15 protein-coding genes and 1 tRNA gene are annotated in these 15,921 nt (G+C 67.6%); 14 read left to right on the forward strand and 2 right to left on the reverse strand.

All coding sequences use genetic code 11. The features are described from left to right. Nucleotides 1-25: 25 nt before the first annotated feature. The 6 genes from ACL9RL_RS01640 to ACL9RL_RS01665 all read left to right on the forward strand — a co-directional run bounded on the left by ACL9RL_RS01640 (nucleotide 26) and on the right by ACL9RL_RS01665 (nucleotide 4,730). A complete protein-coding gene (locus ACL9RL_RS01640; protein ID WP_422778469.1) occupies nucleotides 26-1,270 on the forward strand; it encodes a CehA/McbA family metallohydrolase in 1,245 nt (414 codons plus the stop codon). Nucleotides 1,271-1,362: 92 nt separating this feature from the next. Further along, on the forward strand, nucleotides 1,363-2,502 hold the full coding sequence (locus tag ACL9RL_RS01645; protein WP_422778470.1) for a TadA family conjugal transfer-associated ATPase: 1,140 nt from the start codon (nucleotides 1,363-1,365) through the stop codon (nucleotides 2,500-2,502). Continuing rightward, the gene (locus tag ACL9RL_RS01650; protein ID WP_422778471.1) at nucleotides 2,499-3,461 is read left to right on the forward strand and encodes a type II secretion system F family protein; all 963 of its coding nucleotides are present in this window, start codon (nucleotides 2,499-2,501) and stop codon (nucleotides 3,459-3,461) included. Before ACL9RL_RS01645 ends, ACL9RL_RS01650 begins: the two co-directional genes overlap by 4 nt. A 94-nt stretch (nucleotides 3,462-3,555) precedes the next feature. Beyond that, nucleotides 3,556-3,885, forward strand: coding sequence for a DUF4244 domain-containing protein (locus ACL9RL_RS01655; protein ID WP_422778472.1), 330 nt, complete (start codon nucleotides 3,556-3,558; stop codon nucleotides 3,883-3,885). Nucleotides 3,886-3,891: 6 nt separating this feature from the next. Continuing rightward, a complete protein-coding gene (locus ACL9RL_RS01660; RefSeq protein ID WP_422778473.1) occupies nucleotides 3,892-4,245 on the forward strand; it encodes a TadE family type IV pilus minor pilin in 354 nt (117 codons plus the stop codon). Further along, entirely contained in the window at nucleotides 4,245-4,730 is a 486-nt protein-coding gene (locus tag ACL9RL_RS01665; protein WP_422778474.1) for an Rv3654c family TadE-like protein, read from the forward strand. Before ACL9RL_RS01660 ends, ACL9RL_RS01665 begins: the two co-directional genes overlap by 1 nt. On the opposite strand, the gene ACL9RL_RS01670 is transcribed toward ACL9RL_RS01665, so the two are convergent. Next, a complete protein-coding gene (locus ACL9RL_RS01670; RefSeq protein WP_422778475.1) occupies nucleotides 4,727-4,972 on the reverse strand; it encodes a hypothetical protein in 246 nt (81 codons plus the stop codon). The genes ACL9RL_RS01665 and ACL9RL_RS01670 overlap by 4 nt on opposite strands. A 161-nt stretch (nucleotides 4,973-5,133) precedes the next feature. Here ACL9RL_RS01670 and topA point away from each other — a divergent pair, with 161 nt between their 5' ends. The 8 genes from topA to ACL9RL_RS01710 all read left to right on the forward strand — a co-directional run bounded on the left by topA (nucleotide 5,134) and on the right by ACL9RL_RS01710 (nucleotide 15,121). Then, complete coding sequence (gene topA / locus ACL9RL_RS01675; RefSeq protein ID WP_422778690.1) at nucleotides 5,134-8,001, forward strand: type I DNA topoisomerase; 2,868 nt, start codon at nucleotides 5,134-5,136, stop codon at nucleotides 7,999-8,001. Next, nucleotides 7,998-8,615: a dTMP kinase gene (gene tmk, locus ACL9RL_RS01680; RefSeq protein ID WP_422778476.1), complete on the forward strand. Its 618-nt coding sequence runs from the start codon at nucleotides 7,998-8,000 to the stop codon at nucleotides 8,613-8,615. The genes topA and tmk overlap by 4 nt, the downstream gene beginning before the upstream one ends. Before the next feature lie 351 nt (nucleotides 8,616-8,966). Then, nucleotides 8,967-10,100, forward strand: a complete 1,134-nt coding sequence (locus ACL9RL_RS01685) for a DNA polymerase III subunit delta' (RefSeq protein ID WP_422778477.1) — start codon at nucleotides 8,967-8,969, stop codon at nucleotides 10,098-10,100. 92 nt (nucleotides 10,101-10,192) lie between these two features. Further along, a complete protein-coding gene (locus tag ACL9RL_RS01690) occupies nucleotides 10,193-11,680 on the forward strand; it encodes an alpha/beta hydrolase (protein ID WP_422778691.1) in 1,488 nt (495 codons plus the stop codon). A 64-nt stretch (nucleotides 11,681-11,744) separates the two neighbouring features. After that, nucleotides 11,745-12,380 (forward strand): TetR/AcrR family transcriptional regulator, encoded by a 636-nt coding sequence (locus tag ACL9RL_RS01695; RefSeq protein ID WP_422778478.1) that lies wholly within the window; start codon nucleotides 11,745-11,747, stop codon nucleotides 12,378-12,380. Nucleotides 12,381-12,417: 37 nt separating this feature from the next. Continuing rightward, nucleotides 12,418-12,493: transfer RNA gene (locus ACL9RL_RS01700), tRNA-Thr, on the forward strand. Nucleotides 12,494-12,774: 281 nt separating this feature from the next. After that, nucleotides 12,775-14,505: an alpha-galactosidase gene (locus ACL9RL_RS01705; RefSeq protein ID WP_422778479.1), complete on the forward strand. Its 1,731-nt coding sequence runs from the start codon at nucleotides 12,775-12,777 to the stop codon at nucleotides 14,503-14,505. Nucleotides 14,506-14,593: 88 nt separating this feature from the next. Further along, entirely contained in the window at nucleotides 14,594-15,121 is a 528-nt protein-coding gene (locus ACL9RL_RS01710; protein WP_422778480.1) for a hypothetical protein, read from the forward strand. Between the two features lie 78 nt (nucleotides 15,122-15,199). Here ACL9RL_RS01710 and ACL9RL_RS01715 read toward each other — a convergent pair whose 3' ends face one another. Then, complete coding sequence (locus tag ACL9RL_RS01715; RefSeq protein WP_422778481.1) at nucleotides 15,200-15,844, reverse strand: GNAT family N-acetyltransferase; 645 nt, start codon at nucleotides 15,842-15,844, stop codon at nucleotides 15,200-15,202. Nucleotides 15,845-15,921: the final 77 nt, after the last annotated feature.

Consider the following 15,921-nt stretch of genomic DNA (forward strand, 5'->3'; position numbering starts at 1 on the left):
CGTCGGGTGACGGTAGTTTGTTTGTATGTCTGAACAACATCGTCGGATCACTGTCACACCGCGGACGCGGGCGGAGTCGCCCTATCTGGAGGTGCCGTTCGACATCGCCGAGGGGGACGAATCGGTCGAGGTCGTCCTCGACTACGACGGATCGACCGGTGCGCGCATCGATCTCGGCTGCGAGGGGCCGGACGGCTGGCGCGGCTGGTCCGGCGGCGCCCGTCGGCGGTTCGTCATCACGCCTGATGCCGCGACCTGGGGTTACGTTCCGGGGCGACTCGAAAGTGGTCGTTGGGTCGTTGTGCTCGGTCTCCACGTCGTCCCGGCCGATGGGGTGGACCTGGATGTCACCGTCCGGACGCCTGGCGGCATCGTCTTCCGTGATCCCGACGTCGCACCGCCGACCCCGCGGACCGGGCCCGCCGGGCGGCCGGGCTTCGCCGCTCCTGCCGGGCTGACGTGGTTCGCGGGGGACTTCCACGCCCACTCGCTGCACTCGGACGGCAGCACGTCGATCCGGCAGATCGCCGAGCGGGCCGTCGCCGGCGGACTCGACTTCGTCGCGCTGACCGACCACAACACGATCAGCCATCACGCAGCGCTGCCAGGGGTCGGCGCCGAGTACGGGTTGACGATGATCCCGGGCCAGGAGGTGACGACCGGGCGCGGGCATGCGAACGCGTTCGGTGCGATCCGCTGGGTCGACTTCCGGAAGCACCCGGACACCTGGGTGCAGCAGGTGGCAGAGGACGGCGGGATCCTGTCGATCAACCATCCGGTGTCGGGCGATTGCGCGTGGCAGTGGGCGCTCACCGAGCGGCCGACGCACGCCGAGGTGTTCCACTCCAGCTGGTTCGATGCGCCGACCGACCGCGGCGCCTGGTCGTGGTGGCACGCGTGGGGGACCGATGTCGTACCGCTCGGCGGGAGCGACTTCCACTATCCGGAGTCCGGGTTGCGGCCCGGGCTCGTGACGACGTGGGTGGCGGCCGAGGACGCGAGCGTCGCATCGATCCTCGAGGGCGTGCGCGCCGGTCGGACGGCCGTGAGCCGGGCCAACGGGCGCGGGGCGGGCATCGATGTCGCCAATCCCGTGCTGTTGCGGGTGGGGTCCGAGCTGGTCGCGTACGGCGCTGCCGGTTCGGTGTTGATCGACGGCTCCGGTGCGCAGCAGATCGTGGTCGGTGACGAGTTCCGTGTCCCCGCCGCCGACACCGTCTACCGGCTGGAGACGTCCGTGCGCGAGATCTTGGCCGTCATCGGGCGGTAGTCGGGCGGTATCCGGCCGGTAGTCGGGCGGTAGCCTGCCTCCAGCCGGGCTCCTCCACAGGGGCGTCGTCGGCCGGGTTGTCCACAGATGGTTTGACCCGGCCGTCCGGGCCATGCTCCTCGACCTACGCTCGGGCCACGACCGAACGATTCGTCGTCGCGAGACGTCACCAGGCCGATGCCGCGGGACCTGATCCCTGGTCGTCAGGTGATGCGTCGATCCCGGGTGTCGATGCGCTGGCGGGGGAGGTGCTCGCGGGGGAGGTGCTGGCCGGTGAGGGGCTATCGGAGGAGGTACTGCAGCCGAGCGGGCTGGCAGCATTCGGGCCGCTCGCGCCGTACGTCGCCGACCCCGGCGTCACCGATCTGTTCGTCAACGGCGAGTCCGGTCTCTGGCTCGACCACGGCGCCGGTCTCCTCCACGAACCGGCCTGGCGAGCCGACGAATCGACGATCCGCTCGCTCGCGACGGCGTTGGTCGCGTGCGGCGGTCGTCATGTCGACGAGGCGACGCCGTGCGTCGACGTCCGGCTGAGCGACGGCATCCGCGTACACGTCGTCCTGCCGCCCGTGTCGACGAGGGGCACCCTCCTCTCGATCAGGGTGCCGAGCACCAGGACCCTCACCTTCTCCGCGCTCGAACGCGTCGGTATGTTCCCGCCCGAGGTCGCGACGCTGCTCCGCGCCGCCGTCGCGCATCGCACGAACATCCTGATCACGGGTGCAGGAGGCAGCGGGAAGACGACGCTGCTCGGGGCGCTCCTCGGCCTCGCGGACGCGACCGAGCGCATCGTGCTCATCGAGGACGTGGCGGAGTTGCGGATCGCGCATGCGCACGTCGTCGGTCTGCAATCCAGACAGCGGAATCTGGAGGGCGCCGGCGGCATCGACATGGAGCGTCTGCTGCGCGAAGCGTTGCGGATGCGGCCGGATCGGCTCGTCCTCGGCGAGTGCCGTGGTGCGGAGATCCGTGAACTCCTGTCCGCGCTCAACACCGGGCACGACGGCGGCGCCGGAACGCTGCATGCCAACTCACTCGCGGACGTCCCGAGTCGGATCGAGGCGCTCGGGGCGCTCGCCGGGATGTCGCTCGAAGCGGTCGCGCGTCAGGTGACGAGTGCGATCGGGCTCGTCGTCCACCTCGCACGCACGGGCGAGGGGCGTCGGGTGGTCGCCGTCGGACGGTTTGCACTCGATCCCAGGGAGCGGCTGTCGGTCGAGGAGTTGCGATGACCGCGAAGCATGGGGTGGACGCCGGTGAGGGTGTGCGGTTCGCATCTGGTGGCGCGGCCGACGTGGCCCGGTTTACAAGGCAGTTGGCGGTCCTGCTCGGCGCCGGAGTCGCGCCGGCGAACGCTTGGGAGTACTTGGCCGAGGACGGAGGTGGTGGCGGCTCCAGTGGCTTTGCGTCGGTTGTGGGCGTCGCACGTGCCGGGGGCGATGTCGCGGGTGCCGTCGTGAGCGCGACATCCGAGATCCGCTCTGAGTCGGTTCGCTCAGCATGGGCGGGCGCCGCCGCCGCTTGGCAGGTCGCTACGGTGACCGGTGCGCCGCTCGGTGTGTGTCTGCGTGACCTTGCGGGGTCCATCCGGGCGCTCGACCAGGTCGAACGCGACGTCGGGACGGCGTTGGCCGGGCCCGCAGCGACCGCGAAGCTCGTGATGTGGCTGCCGGTCGTGTCGGTGCTCATGGGCACGATTCTCGGGTTCGACACCGTACGGACCCTGGTCGCGACCGTTCCCGGGCTCGTCTGCCTCGGGCTGGGGTCGCTCTGCATGGTTGGCGGCTGGCGGTGGAGTGCGGCGATGACGGCGAAGGCCAAGCGCCGGGATGCGACGCCCGGCCTGTCGCTCGATCTCGTCGCCGTTGCGATGTCGGGTGGCGGCTCTGCAACGAGTGCCCGCGCGACGGCTGCCGAGGCCTGCGAGCGATTCGGCATCCGGGCCGATGTCGACGGGATCGACCGCGTCCTCTCCCTCGCCGGTCGGGCGGGAGTCCCCGCCGGCGAGCTCTTGCGCAGTGAGGCCGAGCAGGCACGTGAGCACGCGCGGACCGACGGACAGCGGGCGGCCGCGGTGCTGGCGACCCGTCTGATGATCCCGCTCGGCGTCTGTGTGCTGCCGGCGCTGATGTTCATCGGTGTCGCACCACTGCTGCTGAGCGTCCTCGCGTCCACGTCCGTCGGGTGGTGAGCGACATTCCACAGGGCGCGGAAGTTGTCTGGATGTGCACAGATTTGGGCCGGGCCGTTTTGACGGGGGCCGGCGGGCGAGGATGGATGTGTTCGTGCCGACGAACGACATCTTCGGATGTCAGAGGGGAACGATCATGGGCGCATCATCCGTGACCGGACAACGGTCATCTGCAGGAGTCAGCGGGGATGTCCGGGGAATCACTATGCGACGTCGAGCTGAGGTGCGGAGCGTGGTTAGGGCAGCGCGCGGGACCGTCGGCCTTCTCATTCACGAGGAACGCGGGTCCGCCACCGCCGAGTACGCCGTCGCCACGATGGCGGCGGTCGGCTTCGCTGGATTGCTGGTCGTCATCCTGAAGGGAGACGAGGTCAAGGGCATCCTGACCGACCTCGTCCGCAAAGCTCTCACCGCGAACGGGTGATGCGTCGTGGTCAGCGACCCCAGCGACCTCAGCGGGCGCCTGAGAGAGGATGCCGGCTCGGTCACGGCAGAGTTCGCCGTCCTCGTGCCCGCCGTGCTCACGGTGCTCGCACTGTGCCTCGGCGCCGTGCAGTCGACATCGCTGCAGGTGCGCGCCGTCGATGCCGCGGCGGACGGCGCCCGGAGCCTGGCGCGGGGTGACGATGCAGCAACGGCCGCGGGACGCGTCGGACGGGTGCTCCCGGGCGCGGCGATGTCCAGCGCGCAGGATGGAGACTTCGTCTGCGTCACCGTCTCGGCGACGGGGAGCGCGTGGTTCCCGGTTGAGGCCAGATCCTGCGCCGTGAGCGGAGGCCGATGATGGGCGGCCGGCGTATCGGGAGTCGACGCAGGTTCGGCGGTGCCGGCGGCTTCGACGGATTCGACAGGTTCGGCGATTTCGGTGGCGAACGCGGCTCCGGCTCGGTGCTCGCGATCGGTGTGCTCGGCGCCGTCGTCGCAGTCGCCGTGGCGGTGATCCCGGTCGGATCGATTTTCGTGGCCCACCAGCAGGCTTCGGCCGCAGCGGATGCCGCAGCGCTCGCCGCTGCGGACACCGCATCAGGTCGGATCGGCGGCTACCCCTGCGAAGTCGCCGCAGCGGTCGCAACGCGGAATCGGGCGACGATCGCCGCATGCGAGGTGCAGGGACTCATCGCATCGGTCACGGTCGTTGTTCCTGGCCGATGGGGAGACGTCAGCGTCTCCGCGAGAGCCGGTCCTCCCGCATCGCGTTCCGAAGCTGCGGCCGTCCGAGCCCCTCAGAACCGTTTCGAGCGATTCACCACGAAAGTCGCAGTGTATTAAGAGGTAGCGGCGTCGGTGGTGAAGACGGCCTCGAGGAACCGGTAGTTGACGGCGCTCGGCGCGCCGGAGTCGTCGAACTCCACACCGGCGGTTCTCGCATAGCGATAGATCTTGCCGGCCGCGCCGCTCGGGACGTCGACCGTGGCCGTCGGCTCGCCATCGGACAAGGCTGCGGAGATGGTCTTGCCCTCCAGAGGACCGTCGGTCAGTTTCACAGTGTAGGTGCTTTCCTGAGTGCTCATGACACACATTGTGCTCCGAACGACGGCAGAAGCAAGGGTCTGGACAGGATCGCCGTGACCCTACGATTGGACAAGCGTGCCGTACAGGTGTGTATGGTGTCGCTGATGGAAGGAGCCTCGTGGCAGGCAAGAAACTGGTTATCGTCGAGTCGCCCACCAAGATGAAGTCGATCGCGGGCTATCTCGGCGACGGATACGAGGTGTTGTCCTCGGTCGGCCACATCCGCGACCTCATCGAGCCCAAGAATCTCCCGCCCGAGCTCAAGAAGGGCTCACTCGGCAAGTTCTCTGTCGACGTCGAAAACGGTTTCGAGCCCTACTACGTCGTCTCCGATGCGAAGAAGAAGACGGTCGCCGAGCTCAAGAAGGCGCTCAAGAACGCCGATGAACTCCTCCTCGCAACTGATGAGGACCGCGAGGGCGAGGCCATCGCGTGGCACCTCCTGCAGGTCCTGCAGCCCAAGGTCCCCGTCCGTCGTATGGTCTTCCACGAGATCACGAAGGAAGCGATCCTCGCCGCGACCGACAACACCCGGGAACTCGACACCGACCTCGTCGACGCCCAGGAGACCCGCCGCATCCTCGACCGCCTCTACGGCTACGAGATCTCGCCCGTCCTGTGGCGGAAGGTCGGCCCAGGTCTGAGCGCCGGCCGTGTACAGTCCGCAGCGACCCGCCTGGTCGTCGACCGCGAACGCGAACGCCTCGCCTTCCGCGCCGCCAGCTACTGGGACGTCATCGCACGCTTCCTCCCGGAGGACGGCCTGAACGGCTTCTCCGCTCGCCTCGTCCGCCTCGACGGCGACCGCATCGCAACCGGCCGCGACTTCGACGACTCCGGTGCGCTCAAGGGCTCCGCCACGATCCTCGACGAGCAGAAGGCGACCGCCCTCGCGACGTCGCTCACGACCTCGGCTGCACACGTCCTCTCGGTCGAGTCCAAGCCGTACTCCCGCCGACCGGCCGCGCCGTTCACCACGTCGACGCTGCAGCAGGAGGCAGCTCGCAAGCTCCGCTTCTCCGCCAGGCAGACGATGAGCGTCGCCCAGTCGCTGTACGAAAACGGGTACATCACCTATATGCGTACCGACTCGCCGTCGCTCAGCAAGCAGGCGGTCGATGCAGCGCGCAAGCAGGCAGCGGACCTCTACGGCGCGGAGACGGTCCCCGACAAGCCCCGTCAGTACACCGGCAAGAGCAAAAATGCCCAGGAGGCGCACGAGGCGATCCGTCCGTCCGGTGACACCTTCCGGACGCCGTCGTCGCTCGCCTCGACGCTCCGCGGCAACGACTTCAAGCTCTACGACCTCATCTGGAAGCGCACCGTCGCCAGCCAGATGGCCGATGCGAAGGGCTCCACCGCAACCGTCACGATCGAGTCGACCACGGAGGTCGGCCGTGCCGAGTTCACCGCCTCCGGCACCGTCATCACCTTCCGCGGCTTCCTCGCCGCCTACGAAGAAGGCCAGGACGAGGACCGCAACGCCGACGACAAGGCCGACGCGAAGCTGCCCGTGCTCGCGGAAGGCCAGACGCTCCGCATCGAGGAGCCGGAAGCCAAGGGTCACGAGACCTCGCCGCCCCCGCGGTACACCGAGGCCAGCCTCGTCAAGCGGCTCGAAGAGCTCGGCATCGGCCGTCCGTCCACGTTCGCGTCGATCATCTCCACGATCATCGATCGCGGCTACGTCACGCAGCGCGGTCAGGCGCTCATCCCCAGCTGGGTCGCGTTTAGCGTCGTCCGCCTGCTCGAGGAATACTTCCACGAGCTCGTCGAGTACGACTTCACGGCCGAGATGGAGGACTACCTCGACCGCATCGCGTCCGGCGACATCGACCGGGTGGACTGGCTCAAGGGCTTCTACTTCGGGACGGAAGACCGTCGCGGCCTCCGTCAGGTCATCGACAACCTGGGCGACATCGACGCCCGCAGCATCAACTCCATCGTCATCGACGACGGCGTGACCCTGCGCATCGGCAAGTATGGCCCCTACCTCGAAGTGACCGACGGCGAAGCCCCGGTCCCAGCCGCAGACGGCACGGTCGCGCCCCCGCGCCGGGTCAACCTGCCGCAAGACCTCGCGCCGGACGAACTCACGCCGGAGAAGGCGCACGAGCTCATCGACGCCCCCGTGGTCAACGACCGCGTCATCGGCATCAACCCGGAGAACGGCAAGAGCATCGTTGCGAAGGACGGTCGGTTCGGCCCCTATGTGACCGAGCTCGAGCCGGAGCCAGAGGCGGAGCCCGTCGTCGTCGCGGAGGCGACCGTCGACCAGGCCACCGGCGAAGTCATCGAACCGGCCAAGAAGCCGGCGGCGAAGAAGACGACGAAGGCAGCCGCGGTCAAGCCCCGCACCGCTTCCATCTTCAAGTCGATGGACCTCGCAACGATCGACCTCGACACGGCCCTCCGCCTGCTCGCGCTCCCGCGCGTCGTCGGAGAGGACCCGGAGACGGGCGCCGAGATCACGGCGCAGAACGGCAAGTTCGGTCCATACCTGAAGAAGGGCACTGACTCCAGGTCGCTCACCTCGGAGGACGACATCTTCGAGGTGGAGCTCCCCGCCGCCCTCGAACTCTTCGCGCAGCCCAAGTACGGCGGACGCCGTGCATCGAGCGCGCTCAAGGAGTTCGAAGCGGACCCGGAGAGCGGCAAGCCGATCAAGATCAAGGACGGCCGCTTCGGCGCCTACGTCACCGACGGCGTGACCAACGCGACGATTCCGCGTGGCGAGCAGATCGAGGACATCGACTTCGAACGCGCCGTGCAGATCCTCGCGGACAAGCGTGCGAAGGGCCCGGCGAAGCCGAAGGCCGCGGCCAAGAAGGCTCCTGCCAAGAAGGCCCCTGCGAAGAAGACGACCGCTGCTGCTGCGAAGACGACCGCTGCGAAGACCGCGGCCGCGAAGACGACGGCGGCCAAGACGACCGCCGCGAAGACGACGACCGCCAAGGCCGCTCCGAAGCGCGCGACGACGGCTGCGGCCAAGACGGCGGCCGCGAAGACGGCGGCAGCAGCGGAGTGAGCGGGCTCTTCATTACCCTCGAAGGCGGCGACGGGGTCGGCAAGTCGACCCAGGCGCGGCTGTTGACCGAGTGGCTCGAATCCCAGGGCCGAACGGTCGTGCGTACCCGTGAGCCCGGCGGCAGCGAGCTGGGTGTCGAGATCCGCGAGATCGTGTTGCACCATCGCGGCGACATCAGCCCGCGGGCCGAAGCGCTGTTGTACGCAGCCGATCGGGCACACCACATCGCGACGGTCGTCCGTCCAGCGCTCGCGCGCGGCGAGATCGTGCTGCAGGATCGGTACCTCGACTCCTCCGTGGCGTATCAGGGGAGTGGTCGCATCCTCGATGCGGACGAGATCCGCGGCATCTCGCTGTGGGCGGCTGAGGGGCTCCTGCCCGATGTCACGGTGCTGCTCGACCTCGACGTCGAGGCCGCTCGTGGGCGCCTCGACGGTGCGAACAAGCGATTCGACCGGCTCGAAGCGGAGGCGCAGGACTTCCATCTGCGCGTCCGTCAGGCGTTCCTCGGGCTCGCGGAGGCAGAGCCGGACCGCTTCCTCGTCGTCGATGCCGGCCAGACGCCAGAGGCACTCGCCGCAGAGATCCGCGACCGCATCGCCCCGCTCCTCTAGTCGTCAGCGGCTCTGCCCGCGCCCCGCACTTCACACCGGCAGTCTTGCTCGCGCTTCGCGCCTGCAGTCTTGCTCGCGCCCCGCGCCTGCAGTTTTGCTCGCGCCTCGACTCCGCCCCCTCCGTTCATCGCGCATAACTCCTTCAATTTGGACGCCGTCCGGCGAAGAACCCCGGAATTCCGGGCCTGAACTTTTGGCGACGTTCAAATCGAAGGAGTTATGCGCGAGCGGGGTGGCCGAGCGATGGGCGGATTGGGGCCCGCAGCTGTCGGCAGTGAGACGGGTGGACGGACGCACAGCCCGACGGACCGATCGCATCGGAACGTCTGTGGCCGCGGGTATCGTTGATGCATGGCTTCCTGGACCGATCTGACTGGTCAACGAGACGCGATCGAGCTGTTGCAGGCCGCGTCCGACCCGGTGGACCCCAAAGGCCTGACGCACGCCTGGCTCATCACGGGCCCTCCCGGCTCCGGTCGTTCTACGCTCGCCTACGCGTTCGCGGCGGCGCTGCTCAGCCGTGAACCGGACGGGGACGACGCCACCCGCCGTCAGGTGGAGGCGCGCACCCACCCCGATCTCTCCGCGCTCAGCACCGACCGGGTCATCATCACGATCGACGAGGTCCGCGATCTCGTGCGCAACGCCTATCGTGCACCGTCCGTCGGCCGCTTCCGGGTCATGGTCGTCGAGGACGCCGACCGTATGACGGAGCGCACGTCCAATCTGCTGCTCAAGTCGCTCGAGGAGCCGCCGTCGAGCACCATCTGGGTGCTGTGCGCACCGAGCGAGGCCGATCTGTTGCCCACCATCCGCTCTCGTGTGCGCTCCGTCCGACTCGGCGTGCCGACCATCGAGGACGTCGCTGATCTCCTGGAACGTCGGGACGGCGTCGATCCGCTGATCGCCGAGCGTGCGGCTCGCGAGGCGCAGAGCCACGTTGGCATGGCGCATCGCCTCGCCACCGACCCGGATGCGCGCACCCGTCGTGAGGCGACGCTGCGGGCGGTCCTGAACATCCGCAGCGCCGGGCAGGCGGTCGTCACGGCCGGCAAGCTCCTCGACATCGCCGGTGCCGACGCGAAGGCGTACACCTCGCTGCGCGACGAACAGGAGCGCGAGAGCACCCTGCGTTCGCTCGGGGTCGAGCCCGGGCAGTCGGTTCCGCCGTCGATGCGCGCGCAGGTGCGCACCATGGAAGAGGATCAGAAGCGCCGCGCCACCCGCAGCCTGCGCGACGGCCTCGATCGCATCCTGGTCGATCTGCTGTCGTTGTACCGCGACATCGTCCTCATCCAACTCGGCCACGACCACTCGGTCATCAACCGTGAATTGCGTCCGGAACTCGACGAGGCCGCCCGCCAGGCGGACCCGGCCGTTACGATCGAAACCCTGGAGGCGATCTCGGTCGCCCGTGAACGAATCGAAGGGAACGTCGCACCGGCGCTGGCGCTCGAAGCCATGCTCGTGTCGGCGGTCCGGTAGGGAGCACAGTGACCTCGACGCACACGCAACGGCCGAAGGCGGGACGATCTGTGCGCCGCACGGCGCTCATCGCGGGCCTCATCGTCGCCGCAATGACCCTCAGCGGGTGCGTCACGGCATTCCTGCCGCCCAAGTCCGGTGCCGGTCCGTCGGTCACGCCTGGCACGAGTGATGTCGATGCGGCGCTCAAGCCGTACTACGAGCAGCAGCTCGCCTGGACCAGCTGCGACAAGGGAATGGAGTGCACCACCGCGAAGGCGCCCGTCAACTGGGACGACCCCTCCGCCGGCGATCTCGAACTCTCACTCGTGCGCCATCGCGCAACGGGCAAAGCCATCGGCTCGTTGTTCGTGAACCCGGGCGGCCCTGGCGCGTCCGGAGTCGATCTCGTCGCGAACAGCCTCGACTTCGCCGTCGACAAGACGCTGCAGCAGAACTTCGACGTCATCGGGTTCGACCCGAGAGGCGTCGCCCGCTCGACGCCCGTCACCTGCTACGACGCGAAGCAGATGGACTCGTTCCTGTACGACATCACGCCGGGGGAGCGCGGATCCGATGCCTGGATCGCCTCCAACGAGACCTCCGCCACCGAGTTCGGTGACGCCTGCAAGGCCAAGACCGGCGCCCCGCTCGAGTACGTCGACACGCAGAGCGCGGCGAAGGACCTCGACATGCTGCGCGCAGCGGTGGGGGACAACGAGCTCTACTACCTCGGCTACTCCTACGGCACCTTCCTCGGCGCCACCTACGCCGGACTGTTCCCGAAGAACGTCGGACGCCTCGTCCTCGACGGCGCGATCGACCCGTCCACGAGCAACTTCGACGTCGTCGAGACCCAGTCCAAGGGCTTCGAGAGCGCGTTGCGCGCGTACCTCGCCGACTGCATGACGGGCAAGGACTGCCCGTTCAGCGGATCGGTCGATGACGCGATGACGAGGATCGGTCAGATGCTCGCGGCCGTCGACGCCAACCCGATCCCCGCATCGGACGGCCGACTGCTCGGCGCGAACACGCTCCTCACCGCCATCATCTACCCGCTCTACCAGGCCGACGCCTGGCCGTACCTCAGCCAGATGTTCGACGAGGTCATGCGCGGCGGCACCTCCATCGCGTTCCAGTTCGCCGACCAGTACAACGGCCGCGATGCCAACGGCACGTACGCGGACAACCAGACCGAGGCGTTCAACGCCATCAACTGCCTCGACTACAGCTACAACGACGACCCCACGTTGATGCGTCAGCAGGCCGCGGAACTCGAGAAGGCCGCTCCGGTCATCGGCAAGTACATGGCCTACGGCGACACCTTCTGCGCGAAGTGGCCGTACCAGAGCCGCACCGAACGGACCGAGATCCACGCGAAGGGTGCTGCACCGATCCTCGTCGTCGGCACGACGAACGACCCGGCGACACCGTACGTGTGGGCGCAGAACCTTGCGAAGCAGCTCGACTCCGGCCACCTCGTCACGTACAAGGGCGAGGGTCACACCGGGTACAACAAGGGGAGCACCTGCGTGAACGATGCGGTGGACCGGTACCTGGTCGACGGAACGGTTCCGAGCACCGACCCCAAGTGCACGTGACGCACGGCGTCGCATGCGACGGGTTGTGTGCTCGCACCCAGGGGTTTCCTGGGACAATTGAGGCATGACTGCTCCTGCGCCGCTCGGGTTGCGTGAACGGAAGCGGATCGCCACCCGACGGGCGATCCAGCACGCTGTGTTGACCCTTGCTCTGGACAACGGTCTGGACAGCGTCACGGTCGAGGACGCCAGCCGTGTGGCAGGCATTTCGCCTCGCACGTTCTTCAACTATTTCGGGACGAAGGACGAAGCCCTGATGGGCGACATCCCGTTCGTGCCGGACGACGAACTCGTCGACGCTTTCGTGTCGGCGGGTCCTGATGCCGACGTGCTCGCCGGTCTCGGCGATCTGCTCGCGGTGACCGCCGGCGGTGTGGAGGACGACCTTGAGATCCATCAGTTGCGGAAGTCCGTGCTGCGGGACCACCCGCACCTGCTGGGTTTGCGCATCGCGAGCATGCGGACGTTCGAGGAGACGCTGTTCCGGATCGTCGAGCGTCGTGTGCTCGCCGACGACCCGACGCTCGCCGAGCGTCCGGAGCAGGCGTTCGACAAGGCGTGGATGTTGACGATGGTGTCGTTCGCGGCGCTTCGTCATGCCTGGCGGTGCTGGGCCGATGCGCCGACTCCCGGCGCGTTGGGGGAACGAATTCAGACCTCATTCGCCGAGTTGTACGAAGTGGTCCAAAACACCCGCTAAGATAGATACTCGTGCGCACGGTTCGTCTGACGCACACGCCGCCCTAGCTCAGTCGGCAGAGCATCTCACTCGTAATGAGAAGGTCAAGGGTTCGATTCCCTTGGGCGGCTCCAATTCCACACACAAGCCGCCGGCCGATTCAATCGGTCGGCGGCTTTGTCGTGTCCGGCGGTTGGTCGGGGCGCGATGTGCGCGCACGGCAGGCGAGCTCGCTCCCAGAATTCGTGTGGTTGGGACCGATAGTCACCATTCCCGCCCAGTTCATCCGATGTTTTCTCGGAGGTAACGCAGGCAGGGGCGCGTTTTCACTGGCAATCGTCTCCCGTAGGATGAATTCACCGCCGTAAACATCGTATGTTTCGGGCTTCGATCACCGCAGATTGGACCAGCCACCATGTCAAGCGACGAATTCACGCTCAACCACTTGTGGACACCGGGAGATCCTGCCGTCGACTGGGAGCGAGTCGCCACCGCTCACGATCTCGATCTGAACGCGCGAGTGTTCGCGAGCGCGGGTGTCGACGTCAGCGCGAGGAGAGATGACCGGGGGAACGTCGCGTTGACCGTGATGGCCGCCGGGACCGTGGCCCTGGCGATCGTGGTCTCCGCCGGAGACAGCACCGCATGGTGGAGCCCAGCTGACGCGCTCGGACACATGAGCATTCCTGCGCTCTGGGGTGGGCGCAGAGAGGTCTCTGCGTTCGGTGGCGTCGCGTCCGGCGCGCTGATCTCCCGCGGAGACCGCGCACGGATGGCGTTCCGTCTTGATTCCGGCCACCTGCCGGTTGTGGTCCGGGCGGGAATCATCGAGGAAACGGCGGAGTTTGCTGTGCTCCTGACCGTCCGTGGAACGGGACGCCTAGAGCTCCGCGTCGACGCAAGCGAGCGTCATTGGACTGAGGCAATCTCGTCCGTGGGGCCTCCCGTCGCGATCGCCGCGCTCGGTGCGGAGGAACCGGTCTACTGCACCTGGTACGCCGCCCATCAGGACTTGGACCAAGAGGATCTCCTCGCCCAGGTGAGAATCGCGGGGGAATTGGGCATGGGAACGCTCATCGTCGACGACGGGTGGCAAACCAGCGAACGAGGACGTGGGTACCGGTCTGCCGGCGACTGGATCGTGTCCCGCAATAAATTCCCCGATCCGGCTCGCTTCGTCGAAGAGACCGCGCAGGCGGGTCTGCAGACGATGTGGTGGATCAGCACCCCGTTCCTGGGATTCGACGCCATCGCTCACGCGGACGATCTGGCGACCATCGATACCGATGAAGCGCTGGGGACCTCGGTCCTGGATCCACGGGATGAGACGGTGCGCAGCTCACTCGTGTCACGCCTGCGCTCGCTCCTCGCGACGACGGGAGCGGTCGGGTTCAAGCTCGACTTCCTCGAGCGGTGGGACAGCCAGGATGCATCGATCCCGGAGGCGGCGCTCTCCTTGCTCGCGGAGATCGCCGAGATGGTCGACGAGGTCGCCGGAACCGGGCTCATCGAGTACCGCGATCCGTACATCGGGTATCCCACGACTCGCTCAGCGTCGATGATCCGGGTCGGGGACTGCCCGTTGCGCCCAGCGCAGAATCGCGCCGGCATCGTCGACCTCCGGCTGACCGCTCCAGGTGTCCCCGTGCACTCGGATCCGGTGATGTGGTCGCCGGATGACAGTGTCGGGCGGGTTGCGCAGCACCTGCAGAACGCGCTGTTCGGCGTTCCGCAGATTTCGTTGCGGCTCACCGACCTGAGCGAACCGCACCGGGCGGTCCTTGCGTTCTGGCTGGGCTTCTGGCGGCAGCACCGCGACATCATCTTGCACGGTGATTTCCGTCCGCAGCGTCCGGACCTGCAGTACCCGATCGTCGGTGCGGAGCGCGACGGGACGCGTCTCGTCGGCCGCTTCGCGCCGGTACCGATCGATCTCTCCGGCGCTTGGGAGACGTGCCATGTGCTCAACGCCGACGATGCGGCCGTGGTGTTGGACGTCCCCGACCGTCTTCGGGTTCGGGCGACGGTTCGCGATGCCAGAGGCGACCTGATCTCAGAAGTGGATGCCGATTGGTCGGGGCTCGTGAGGATGCAGATCCCAACCGGCGGCCTGCTGACCGTCGAGCGCCGCTCAGTTGCGGCGTGAGCGCTGGTGGGGGCGGCGGACGTGTCGGCCGGATGTGCGTGCTCGGTCGGTCAACCGATACACTCGTCCGAGCTCGAGGAAGGCGCACATGAGTTCTGCAGCATCCGATGACTCCATCGACGACACGTCGTCCGATCCGTCGAACGCGGGGAGTGGTGGAGAGAAGCAGACCGGATGGCTCGGCGGCTGCCTCACGATCATTGTGCTGCTCGGCATCTTCATCGCCATCGGATTTGCGTTCAGTTCGTGCGCGGACACGACTCCGCGTCCGGATCGGTTCGATTCAAAAGCGAAGTCCGCTTGCGAATACGCGGTGGTGGACAAGCTCATCTCCCCGGCAACCGCCGACGTGTACTCGCGTGCCGAGGGAACGGAATCGGATTGGACGGTCGCCGGCTACGTCGACTCCGAGAACATCAACGGCGCGTTGATCCGTTCCGACTTCCAGTGCACCGTGCACATCACGGATGATGCCGAGGACGTCGTCGTGGACTTCATCCGGGATCGCACGCGCGATTCCGATGAGCCGTCGAGTGTCGAGCCGTCCTCCGAGGATCCGTCCTCGGACGCTCCAACGGAGATCCCCTCGACGCCGAAGAGCAGCCGCACGCGGTAGCGCTCCGCGGCGCGTGGAACGAGGTGCCGGACGCGCCGTGCATCCGCTCCGAACGCCCGGCTCGCATCTACCCGGACGCTACACCAGCATCGCTCGCGCCGCCGCTGCGCCCGAGACATCGAGCGTCCACTCCGGGCGGACGAGCGATGCGCGCTCAAGGCGGAAGTAACGCTCCGTGTTCGGGCTGTCCGCGTGACGGGCTGCCCTCGTCTGACCGCTCTGCGTGTAGCCGAGCGCGCGAGACACCCCGATCGACGCCTCGTTCCAGTCGGCTGCAGCCGTCTCGGCGACCTCCGCCCCGAGCACGTCGAACGCGAACAGGAGGATCGCGGCCCGCATCTCCTTCCCGAAACCGCGGCCCTGGGCATCGCGCGTCAGCCAGGATCCGGTCTCCACCGTCCGACGTTCGATGAATGCCGTCGCCGACACCCCCTGCGATCCGATCACCACGCCATCGTGCAGGATCGCGAATTCGACATGCCAGGACTCGCGCGTCAGTGCTGCGCGGAGCCCCCAGTGGAATTGCGCGACGTTGCGGGGCAGCTCCGTGGGCGGCACAGCGGTCCACGGGACGGCGAACGGATTGCGGTCCGGGTCGTGTACGCCGGCCAACGCGGCCGATGCGAGCCCCGGGAGGTCCTCATCGCGCGCCGGGCGCAGTTCCAACCTGGGCGTGCGGAGGCGCACCTCGTGGAGTGGCCAGACGTCTGCGGGACCGAGCATCTCACGATGCTAGCGCCCCGTAACCAGTCCACGAGGGGAGGCAGATCGTCGTTGCGCGCGGCGCTGGACGACGATCT

It is taken from the genome of Plantibacter sp. Mn2098, assembly GCF_049319745.1.
Taxonomy (GTDB): domain Bacteria; phylum Actinomycetota; class Actinomycetes; order Actinomycetales; family Microbacteriaceae; genus Plantibacter.

Excerpts from the sequence above, each read along its gene's own strand:
- ACL9RL_RS01710 (WP_422778480.1), top strand. The coding sequence starts at position 14,594 with ATGAGTTCTGCAGCATCCGATGACTCCATCGACGACACGTCGTCCGAT.
- ACL9RL_RS01665 (WP_422778474.1), top strand. The coding sequence starts at position 4,245 with ATGGGCGGCCGGCGTATCGGGAGTCGACGCAGGTTCGGCGGTGCCGGC.
- ACL9RL_RS01670 (WP_422778475.1), bottom strand. The coding sequence starts at position 4,972 with ATGAGCACTCAGGAAAGCACCTACACTGTGAAACTGACCGACGGTCCT.
- ACL9RL_RS01640 (WP_422778469.1), top strand. The coding sequence starts at position 26 with ATGTCTGAACAACATCGTCGGATCACTGTCACACCGCGGACGCGGGCG.
- ACL9RL_RS01695 (WP_422778478.1), top strand. The coding sequence starts at position 11,745 with ATGACTGCTCCTGCGCCGCTCGGGTTGCGTGAACGGAAGCGGATCGCC.
- topA (WP_422778690.1), top strand. The coding sequence starts at position 5,134 with ATGAAGTCGATCGCGGGCTATCTCGGCGACGGATACGAGGTGTTGTCC.
- ACL9RL_RS01650 (WP_422778471.1), top strand. The coding sequence starts at position 2,499 with ATGACCGCGAAGCATGGGGTGGACGCCGGTGAGGGTGTGCGGTTCGCA.
- ACL9RL_RS01705 (WP_422778479.1), top strand. The coding sequence starts at position 12,775 with ATGTCAAGCGACGAATTCACGCTCAACCACTTGTGGACACCGGGAGAT.
- ACL9RL_RS01690 (WP_422778691.1), top strand. The coding sequence starts at position 10,193 with ATGACCCTCAGCGGGTGCGTCACGGCATTCCTGCCGCCCAAGTCCGGT.
- ACL9RL_RS01715 (WP_422778481.1), bottom strand. The coding sequence starts at position 15,844 with ATGCTCGGTCCCGCAGACGTCTGGCCACTCCACGAGGTGCGCCTCCGC.
- ACL9RL_RS01685 (WP_422778477.1), top strand. The coding sequence starts at position 8,967 with ATGGCTTCCTGGACCGATCTGACTGGTCAACGAGACGCGATCGAGCTG.